Here is a 9,176-nt window from a genome sequence, read left to right as displayed (position 1 = left end):
CACCTCCCCCGTGCCCGCCTCCACCGCGTCCGTCCCCGGCGCCCGGCGGGCCGGGGAGCGGCCGCCGGGGACCGGGGAGCGGCCGTCCGGCGAACCGTCCGCCGCACCGCCCCGGTCGTGGCCGCGGCGCCTGCTGGCCAGGGCCGACGAAGCGGTCGTACGCGGCATCGTCAAGGTCAGCGACCGGGCGCTGGGTCCGTACCAGAGCGCGGTCGTCCGGATCGGCTTCTCCTTCACCTGGCTGGCCTTCCTGCTCTTCGAGTGGCCCCACCGGCGCGAGCTGTACGGACCGGACGGCCCGTGGAGCTGGGAGCTGGGCGAGCGGCTGGTGGCGAGCAACCACGCCTTCACGGTGCTGCTGTGGTCCGACAGCGTCGTCTGGTTCGAGGCCGTCTACGCCCTCGCCGTGCTCTCCTCCGCCGCGCTGCTGGTCGGCTGGCGCACCAGGACCATGTCGGTGCTGTTCATGGTCGGCGTGCTGTCGCTGCAGAACCGCAGCGTCTTCATGGGCGACGGCGGCGACAACGTCATCCATCTGATGGCGATGTACCTGGTGCTCACCCGCTGCGGCCGGGTCTGGTCGCTCGACGCCCGCCGCGCCCGCCGCTCCCGCGCCGGGGGCGGTGCGGGAGCCGGGGGGAACGACCTGGTCGGCATCGCGCTGTGGTCGCTGCTCGGCGCCGTCCTGCTGGCGGCCACCGCGGGCGGCCGGCTGAGCTGGTTCGGCGACGACGGCCCGGTGCTCTACGTGGGCTGGGTGACCTTCCTGTGGGGCCTGTGGCTGGTGTACGGGCTGTGGTGGTACGTCACCCGCCCCGCGGACGGACGGACCGGGCGGGAGAACGTCCGCCGGCTGATGGACGTGCTGGGCAACATCGTCCACAACGCCGTCCTGCTGATCATCATGGCCGAGGTCTGCCTGATCTACGCGACCGCCGGCTGGTACAAGGTCCAGGGCTCCCGCTGGCAGGACGGCACCGCCGTCTACTACCCCCTGCACCTGGACTACTTCTCCCCCTGGCCGGCCCTCGCCGAGGTGCTGGGCAGCAGCGGACTGATGGTCATGCTGCTCACCTACGGCACGGTGATCGCCCAGGTCGCCTTCCCCTTCACCCTCTTCAACCGCCGGGTGAAGAACGTGCTGCTCGCAGTGATGATGCTGGAGCACGCCTCCATCGCCGTCATCCTCGGCCTGCCCTTCTTCTCGCTCGCCATGATCGCGGCCGACGCCGTCTTCCTGCCGACGGTCTTCCTGGTCTGGATCGGGGCCGGGGCGTCCCGGGCGGCCGGACGGCTGCGCCGCGGCCGGCCGCGCGAGCCGGAGGAGGAAGCGGAGACCTCCGGGGACTCCGGGGCCGGCAGCCCCGCACGTACCCTCGTGGGGTGAGCGAAGGCGAGACGGAGAACCGGCCGGTGCGGGACGAACTCGCGCGGGACGAGCCCGTGCAGTACGACGAGGGCTACGGCACGGAGGTGGGCGTCGGCCCCCACCCCGAGCCGTGGCCGGCCGGTGAGCACTACGACCCGGAACTGCTGGCCGGCGGCGACCGGCGCAACGTCGTGGATCGCTACCGCTACTGGACCCGGGAGGCGATCGTCGCCGACCTCGACACCCGGCGGCACGACTTCCATGTCGCGGTGGAGAACTGGAACCACGACTTCAACATCGGCAGCGTCGTGCGCACCGCCAACGCCTTCCTGGCCAGGGAGATCCACATCGTCGGAAAGCGCCGGTGGAACAGGCGCGGCGCGATGGTCACCGACCGGTACCAGCACATCACCCACCATCCGGACGTGGCGGCGCTGGCCGACTGGGCACGGGCCGAGGGGCTGCCGGTCATCGGGATCGACAACCTCCCCGGCGCCGTCCCGCTGGAGACGACCGAACTGCCCCGCCGCTGTGTGCTGCTCTTCGGCCAGGAAGGCCCGGGGCTGACGCAGGAGGCCTGGAAGCACGCCGAACGCGTCTGCTCCATCGCCCAGTTCGGCTCCACCCGGTCCATCAACGCGGGCGCGGCGGCGGCCATCGCCATGCACGCCTGGATCCGCGCGCACGCCGACATCGGCTGAGAGCGGCCCGCCGGGAGCCGTCCGGCCCGGGGCCCGCCGCACGGCGGGCCCCGGGAGCGGGAGGCGTCAGGCCTGCCGGCGGACCTCCACCACGCGGAAGCGGCTCGCCACGAACGCCCCGTCGCACAGCGCGGCGTTGGCCGCCGGGTTGCCGCCGGAGCCGTGGAAGTCGGAGAACGCCGCGGTCTGGTTCACGTACACCCCGCCGGTGAGGTTCAGCGAGAGCTGGGCGCACTCGTCCAGGCATGCCTCCTCCACCAGCCGCTCCACCTCGGGCGAGGTGGTGTAGGCGCCGACCGTCATCGCGCCCTTCTCCCGGACGGTGCGGCGCAGCAGCTCGACCGCCTCGGCGGTGGAGTCCACGGCGACGGCGAAGGAGACCGGGCCGAAGCACTCCGACATGCAGACCTCCTCCGACTCGGGCTTCGCCCCGTCCAGCCCGACGATCGCCGGGGTGCGGACCGTGGCGCCGGGGAACTCCGGGTGCTCCACCGCGCGCGAGGCCAGGATGGTCTCGCCCAGCTCCGAGGCGCCCTCCAGCCGCTCGCGCACCCCGGGGTTGACGATCGCGCCCAGCAGCGCCACCGCCCGCTGGTCGTCGCCCAGCAGCTTGTCCACCGCGCCCGCCAGGTCGGCGGTGAACTCCTCGTAGGACTTGTGGCCCGCGTCGGTGTCGATGCCGCCGCGCGGGATCAGCAGGTTCTGCGGGGTGGTGCACATCTGGCCGCTGTAGAGGGACAGGGAGAAGGCCAGATTGCCCAGCATGCCCCGGTAGTCGTCGGTGGAGTCGACGACGATCGTGTTCACGCCGGCCTTCTCGGTGAAGACCTGGGCCTGGCGGGCGTTGGCCTCCAGCCAGTCGCCGAAGGCGGTCGAACCCGTGTAGTCGATGATCCGGACCTCGGGGCGCAGGGCCAGCTCCCTGGCGATGCCCTCGCCGTCCCGCTCGGCGGCCAGCGCCACCGTGTTCGGGTCGAAGCCGGCCTCGGCGAGGACCTCGCGGGCGACCCGCACCGTCATCGCCAGCGGCAGGACCGCGCGCGGATGCGGCTTGACCAGCACCGGATTGCCCGTGGCCAGGGAGGCGAACAGGCCCGGGTAGCCGTTCCAGGTGGGGAAGGTGTTGCAGCCGATCATCAGCGAGACCCCGCGCGGTACCGGTGTGAACCCCTTGGTCAGCTCCAGCGGGTCCCGCTTGCCCTGCGGCTTGGACCACCGCGCCGAGGCCGGGGTGCGGGTCTGCTCGGCACAGGCGTACGCCACCGCCTCCAGACCGCGGTCCTGGGCGTGCGGGCCGCCGGCCTGCATCGCCATCAGATACGCCTGCCCGCTGGTGTGCATCACCGCGTGGGCGAACTCGTGGGTGCGCGCGTTGATCCGGGCCAGGATCTCCAGGCACACCAGCGCCCTCACCTCCGGCCCCGCGTCCCGCCAGGCGGGCAGTGCGGCACGCATCGCGGGCAGCAGCGCATCGACGTCGGCGTGCGGGTACTCCACGCCCAGTTCGACACCGTACGGCGAGACCTCGCCGCCCACCCACCCGTCCGTGCCGGGCTGGTCCAGCTCGAAGCGGCGGCCCAGCAGGGCGTCGAACGCGGCCTTCCCCTCGGCGGGGCCGAGTGTGCCGTGCTCCTCGCCGTACGCCTTGGGGTGCTCCGGATACGGGGACCAGTACTCCCTGGTGCGGATCGCCTCCAGCGCCCGCTGGAGCGTCGGGCGGTGCTTGTCCGCGAGCCCCTCCGGGGTCAGCGGCGGGGCCTGGGTGGGTGCGGCGGCCATCGGGGACCAACTCCTCGTCGAGCTTGTCGAGCGGGCGGGCGCGGCGCCCGTACGGACGGCGCCGGGGCGGGCCGTGGACGGCGCGCGGGCGGCCGTGCGCGGACGGACGGACAGGTAGATACTGCTACCGAACGATCGGTCGGGGCAAGAGGGGCAGGCCGCCTGTGGATAACATCGAGGCCATGCCAGTCGAGCCGCCAGCCAAGCCGCCAGTCGAACCGTCGGCCGGGTCGCCGGCCGACCCCCCGGCCAGGTCCTCGGCCAAGTCGCCGGGGCGCGACACCTACACGCCCGAGTCGCTCCTCGCGGTGGCCGTGGAGGTGTTCATCGAGCGCGGTTACGACGGCACTTCGATGGAGCACCTCTCCCGTGCGGCGGGGATCTCCAAGTCCTCCATCTACCACCACGTGCGGGGCAAGGAGGAACTGCTGCGCCGGGCGATAGCCCGCGCACTCGACGGCCTCTTCGCCATCCTGGACGAGCCGGACGCCGGCCGGGGGCGGGCGATCGAGCGGCTGGAGCACGTCACCCGCCGCACCACCGAGGTGCTGATGGCCGAGCTGCCCTACGTCACCCTGCTGCTGCGGGTGCGGGGCAACACCCGCACCGAGCGCTGGGCGATGGAGCGCCGCCGGGAGTTCGACCACCGGGTGGCCGGGCTGCTGAAGGCCGCCGCGGCCGAGGGCGACATCCGCTCGGACCTGGACGCCCGGCTGGCCACCCGGCTGCTGTTCGGAATGATCAACTCCATCGTGGAGTGGTACCGCCCGCAGCCCGGGGACGCCGCGGACCGCGAGCGGGTCGCCGACGCCGTGGTGCGGCTGGCCTTCGAGGGGCTGCGCAAGCAGTAGCGGCGCGGAGGCCGAGGGCGGCGACCGGGTACGGCCCGCCGCTCACGGCTCGGGCTCGAGATCGGTCTCCTCGAAGACCAGCAGGGTGCGGGTGCTCAGCACCTCCGGCATCGCCTGTATCCGGGTGAGCACCAGCTCCCGCAGCGCCCGGTTGTCGGCGGTGTGCACCAGCAGCAGCACGTCGAAGTCGCCGCTGACCAGCGCTATGTGCGCGGCACCCGGCAGCGCCTGGAGCTTCTCGCGCACCGCGCGCCAGGAGTTCTGCACGATCTTCAGCGTGATGTACGCCGAGGCGCCCTGGCCGGCCCGCTCGTGGTCCACCCGGGCAGTGAAGCCGCGTATCACCCCGTCCTCCACGAGGCGGTTGATCCGGGCGTACGCGTTCGCCCGGGACACGTGGACCCGTTCGGCGACCGACCGTATCGACGCGCGCCCGTCCAGTTGCAGTATCCGCAGGATGGACCGGTCGACGGGGTCGAGCGGTCTGGCGGGCGGCCGGTTCCCCTCCTCCGGCGCCTCGGGGGCCATCTGTTCTTCCGGCATGGCCTGCCGCCTCCCCTCCATGGACGTCCTGCCGACATCCCACGCGGTGCGGAACCGTTTGTCCACAGGGCGATGCCACCCGTAGCCAAAATGCGCCGGCGACCGAACAATCGGTAGGGGGGTCGCCCGATCCGGCGGTCCTCCCCGCCCGCAGATGCCCCCTACCAGGAGGTGCCGCATGACAGTCCTGGAGCAGCCAGGCGCATACCGCCCCGCGCCGCCGCCCGCCTGGCAGCCGCGCACGGACCCGGTGCCGCTGCTGCCGGACTCCGAGCCGTACCGGCTGCTGGGCACCGGCGCCGACCTCGACCCCGGCCTGCTCAGGACGCTCTACGCGCACCTGGTCAGGGGCCGCCGCTACAACCGGCAGGCCACCGCGCTCACCAAGCAGGGCAGGCTCGCCGTCTACCCCTCCTCCACCGGACAGGAGGCGTGCGAGGTGGCCGCGGCCCTGGTGCTCCGGGAGCGCGACTGGCTCTTCCCCAGCTACCGCGACACCCTCGCCGCCGTCGCCCGCGGCATGGACCCGGTCGAGGCGCTGGGGCTGCTGCGCGGCGACTGGCACACCGGTTACGACCCGCACCGGCACCGCGTCGCCCCGCTGTCCACCCCGCTGGCCACCCACCTGCCGCACGCCGTCGGGCTCGCCCACGCCGCCCGGCTCAAGGGCGACGACGTGGTGGCGCTGGCCATGGTCGGCGACGGCGGCACCAGCGAGGGCGACTTCCACGAGGCGCTGAACTTCGCCGCCGTCTGGCGCACCCCGACGGTCTTCCTCGTGCAGAACAACGGCTTCGCGATCTCCGTCCCCCTGGCCAAGCAGACCGCCGCGCCCTCGCTGGCCCACAAGGCCGTCGGCTACGGCATCCCCGGCCGGCTGGTGGACGGCAACGACGCCGCCGCCGTCCACCAAGTGCTGGCCGAGGCCGTCGAGCGCGCCCGGCGCGGCGAGGGGTCCACCCTCGTGGAGGCCGTGACCTACCGGATCGACGCCCACACCAACGCCGACGACGCCACCCGCTACCGCGGCGACGACGAGGTCGGCGAATGGCTCGAACACGACCCCGTGGCACTGCTGGAGCGCGAGCTGACCGAGCGCGGCCTGTTCGACGACGCGACACGCGACGGGGCGCACGAGGAGGCCGAGGAGATGGCCTCACGGCTGCGCGAGGCGATGAACGAGGACCCGGTGCTCGATCCGACGGACCTCTTCGACCACGTCTACGCGGAGAGGACCACGCAGCTCAGGGAGCAGGCCGCACAGCTGCGCGCGGAGCTGGACGCGGAGAACGACGACCAGGACGGGAACGGCGGGAACGGCGGGCACGCCGGGAACATTGCGGGAGGCGAGCGATGACGACCGCGACCACGGGCAGGAGCGCGGACAGGGCGGACCGGAAGAAGCAGGCCGGATCCGGAGCCGGGGCCGCCCGCAGGCCCGCCACCATGGCCCAGGCCCTCAACCGCGCGATGCGCGACGCCATGGCCGAGGACCCGTCCGTGCACGTGCTCGGCGAGGACGTCGGCACGCTCGGCGGCGTCTTCCGCATCACCGACGGCCTGACCGCCGAGTTCGGCGAGGACCGCTGCACCGACACCCCGCTGGCCGAGGCCGGCATCCTGGGCACGGCCGTCGGCATGGCTATGTACGGGCTGCGGCCGGTGGTGGAGATGCAGTTCGACGCCTTCGCCTATCCGGCCTTCGAGCAGCTCCTCAGCCACGTCGCCAAGATGCGCAACCGCACGCGCGGCGCGCTGCCGCTGCCCATCACCGTCCGGGTGCCCTACGGCGGCGGGATCGGCGGCGTGGAGCACCACAGCGACTCCTCCGAGGCGTACTACATGGCCACCCCCGGCCTGCACGTGGTGACCCCGGCGACGGTGGCCGACGCCTACGGGATGCTGCGGGCCGCCATCGCCTCCGACGACCCCGTGGTCTTCCTGGAGCCCAAGCGGCTGTACTGGTCGAAGGCCGACTGGTCGCCCGAGGAGCCGGAGGAGGTCGCGCCCATCGGACGCGCCGCCGTCCGCCGGGCCGGCACGTCCGCGACGCTGGTCACCTACGGTCCGTCGGTTCCCGTCTGCCTGGAGGCGGCCGAGGCCGCCCGCGAGGAGGGCTGGGACCTGGAGGTCGTCGACCTGCGCTCCCTGGTCCCCTTCGACGACGAGACGGTCTGCGCGTCGGTGCGGCGCACCGGACGGGCCGTGGTCGTCCACGAGTCGTCCGGTTTCGGCGGCCCGGGCGGTGAGATCGCCGCCCGGATCACCGAGCGCTGCTTCCACCACCTGGAGGCGCCGGTGCTGCGGGTGGCCGGATTCGACATCCCCTACCCGCCGCCGATGCTGGAGCGCCACCACCTGCCCGGAGTGGACCGGGTCCTGGACGCCGTCGCCCGGCTCCAGTGGGAGTCGGAGTGGACGGAGCGGCCCGAGGCCTTCGGAGCCCTCGAAAGGGGTGGCCGCTGATGGCCGGGGTCCGCGAGTTCACCCTGCCCGACCTGGGCGAGGGGCTGACGGAGGCCGAGATCGTCCGCTGGCTGGTGTCCGTCGGCGACGTCGTCGCCGTCGACCAGCCGGTGGTGGAGGTCGAGACGGCCAAGGCGATGGTCGAGGTGCCGTGCCCGTACGGCGGTGTGGTCACCGCCCGGTTCGGGGAGGAGGGCGCCGAGATCCCCGTCGGCGCGCCGCTGGTGACGGTGGCCGTCGGAGCGTCCGCCGCCCCGGCGGACGGGCCGGCCGGCGCCCCCGCCGAGGCGCAGGCCGGAGTGTCGGCCGATGCCCCGGCGGACACCCCGGCCGACACCTCGGAGAAGTCCGGGAACGTGCTGGTGGGGTACGGCACGGGAGCGCCCGCCGCCCGCCGCAGGCGGGTCCGCCCGGCGAACGGCGTGTCCGTCCCGGTCCCCGCCGCGGCGCCCGCCGCCCCCGCCGCTCCGGCTCCGGAACCCGCCGCGCCCGTGGCGGCCGGCCGGCCCGCGGCGCCCGTGGACATCCGTCCTGCCGACGGACCCGTCCCGGTGATCTCGCCGCTGGTGCGGCGGCTCGCGCGGGAGCACGGGGTCGATCTGAGGCAGGTCGCCGGCTCCGGTCCGCGGGGGCTGATCCTGCGCGCCGACGTCGAGCGCGCGGTGGCGGCCCAGGGCGCGCCCGCCGTACCCGCTACGGCCGACGGTGCCGCCGTGACCGCACCCGCGCCCGCACCCGCCGCCGCGGGCGGTGAGCGGATCCCGCTGCGCGGGCTGCGCGGTACGGTCGCCGACAAGCTCTCCACCTCCCGGCGCGAGATCCCCGACGCCACCTGCTGGGTGGACGCCGACGCCACCGAACTGCTCGCCGCCCGGCGGGCGATGAACGCCGCGGGGCCGAAGATCTCCCTGCTCGCGCTCCTCGCCCGCATCTGCACGGCCGCCCTCGCCCGGTTCCCCGAACTGAACGCGACGGTGGACACGGCCGCGCGCGAGATCGTCCGGCTGCCCGAAGTCCACCTGGGCTTCGCCGCGCAGACCGACCGCGGACTCGTGGTCCCCGTCGTACGCGACGCCCACACCCGCAGCGCGGCCGGACTGTCCGAGGAGATCGCCCGGCTCACCGAGTCCGCCCGCGCGGGGAGGCTGACACCCGCCGAGCTGACCGGCGGCACCTTCACCCTCAACAACTACGGCGTGTTCGGGGTGGACGGCTCGACTCCGATCATCAACCACCCCGAGGCGGCGATGCTGGGAGTCGGCCGCATCACCCCCAAGCCGTGGGTGCACGAGGGCGAGCTGGCGGTACGCCAGGTCGTACAGCTGTCCTTCACCTTCGACCACCGGGTGTGCGACGGCGGTACGGCGGGCGGTTTCCTGCGGTACGTGGCGGACTGCGTCGAGCACCCGGCGGTACTGCTGCGCACCCTTTGACGTCCGCCTGATGTCCGCCTCCCCGGTCCGGACC

8 protein-coding genes are annotated in these 9,176 nt (G+C 73.7%); 6 read left to right on the top strand and 2 right to left on the bottom strand.

Annotation, left to right across the window (positions count from 1 at the left end; translation table 11 throughout):
• The first annotated feature begins 130 nt into the window (after window positions 1-130).
• Entirely contained in the window at window positions 131-1,387 is a 1,257-nt protein-coding gene (locus L7D48_RS06215; protein ID WP_237877873.1) for an HTTM domain-containing protein, read from the top strand.
• Window positions 1,384-2,070 carry a TrmH family RNA methyltransferase gene (locus tag L7D48_RS06210; RefSeq protein ID WP_237877871.1) on the top strand — a complete coding sequence of 229 codons (687 nt, stop codon included), beginning with the start codon at window positions 1,384-1,386 and terminating at the stop codon, window positions 2,068-2,070. The genes L7D48_RS06215 and L7D48_RS06210 overlap by 4 nt, the downstream gene beginning before the upstream one ends.
• Before the next feature lie 66 nt (window positions 2,071-2,136).
• Here the strand turns inward: L7D48_RS06210 and paaN are convergent, their stop codons facing one another.
• A complete protein-coding gene (gene paaN / locus L7D48_RS06205) occupies window positions 2,137-3,849 on the bottom strand; it encodes a phenylacetic acid degradation protein PaaN (protein WP_237877870.1) in 1,713 nt (570 codons plus the stop codon).
• Between the two features lie 182 nt (window positions 3,850-4,031).
• Here paaN and L7D48_RS06200 point away from each other — a divergent pair, with 182 nt between their 5' ends.
• Window positions 4,032-4,700 (top strand): TetR/AcrR family transcriptional regulator, encoded by a 669-nt coding sequence (locus L7D48_RS06200; RefSeq protein ID WP_237877869.1) that lies wholly within the window; start codon window positions 4,032-4,034, stop codon window positions 4,698-4,700.
• A gap of 42 nt (window positions 4,701-4,742) precedes the next feature.
• Here the strand turns inward: L7D48_RS06200 and L7D48_RS06195 are convergent, their stop codons facing one another.
• Window positions 4,743-5,243 carry an Lrp/AsnC family transcriptional regulator gene (locus L7D48_RS06195; RefSeq protein ID WP_237877868.1) on the bottom strand — a complete coding sequence of 167 codons (501 nt, stop codon included), beginning with the start codon at window positions 5,241-5,243 and terminating at the stop codon, window positions 4,743-4,745.
• Between the two features lie 178 nt (window positions 5,244-5,421).
• Between L7D48_RS06195 and pdhA the strand changes: the two genes are divergently transcribed.
• The 3 genes from pdhA to L7D48_RS06180 are packed head-to-tail and all read left to right on the top strand — an operon-like array spanning window position 5,422 to window position 9,142.
• A complete protein-coding gene (gene pdhA, locus L7D48_RS06190; RefSeq protein ID WP_237877867.1) occupies window positions 5,422-6,600 on the top strand; it encodes a pyruvate dehydrogenase (acetyl-transferring) E1 component subunit alpha in 1,179 nt (392 codons plus the stop codon).
• Window positions 6,597-7,709: an alpha-ketoacid dehydrogenase subunit beta gene (locus L7D48_RS06185; RefSeq protein WP_374491331.1), complete on the top strand. Its 1,113-nt coding sequence runs from the start codon at window positions 6,597-6,599 to the stop codon at window positions 7,707-7,709. The genes pdhA and L7D48_RS06185 overlap by 4 nt, the downstream gene beginning before the upstream one ends.
• Entirely contained in the window at window positions 7,709-9,142 is a 1,434-nt protein-coding gene (locus L7D48_RS06180; RefSeq protein ID WP_237877866.1) for a dihydrolipoamide acetyltransferase family protein, read from the top strand. The genes L7D48_RS06185 and L7D48_RS06180 overlap by 1 nt, the downstream gene beginning before the upstream one ends.
• The last annotated feature ends 34 nt before the right edge of the window (window positions 9,143-9,176 follow it).

This window comes from Streptomyces sp. ICN903 (genome assembly GCF_022015835.1).
Classification (GTDB): Bacteria; Actinomycetota; Actinomycetes; order Streptomycetales; family Streptomycetaceae; genus Streptomyces; species Streptomyces fenghuangensis.
This window is presented reverse-complemented; position numbering and strand designations above follow the sequence as displayed.

What these genes read in the sequence shown, in the direction of transcription:
- L7D48_RS06185 (WP_374491331.1), top strand. Translation starts at nt 6,597, where the DNA reads ATGACGACCGCGACCACGGGCAGGAGCGCGGACAGGGCGGACCGGAAG.
- pdhA (WP_237877867.1), top strand. Translation starts at nt 5,422, where the DNA reads ATGACAGTCCTGGAGCAGCCAGGCGCATACCGCCCCGCGCCGCCGCCC.
- paaN (WP_237877870.1), bottom strand. Translation starts at nt 3,849, where the DNA reads ATGGCCGCCGCACCCACCCAGGCCCCGCCGCTGACCCCGGAGGGGCTC.
- L7D48_RS06195 (WP_237877868.1), bottom strand. Translation starts at nt 5,243, where the DNA reads ATGCCGGAAGAACAGATGGCCCCCGAGGCGCCGGAGGAGGGGAACCGG.
- L7D48_RS06200 (WP_237877869.1), top strand. Translation starts at nt 4,032, where the DNA reads ATGCCAGTCGAGCCGCCAGCCAAGCCGCCAGTCGAACCGTCGGCCGGG.
- L7D48_RS06180 (WP_237877866.1), top strand. Translation starts at nt 7,709, where the DNA reads ATGGCCGGGGTCCGCGAGTTCACCCTGCCCGACCTGGGCGAGGGGCTG.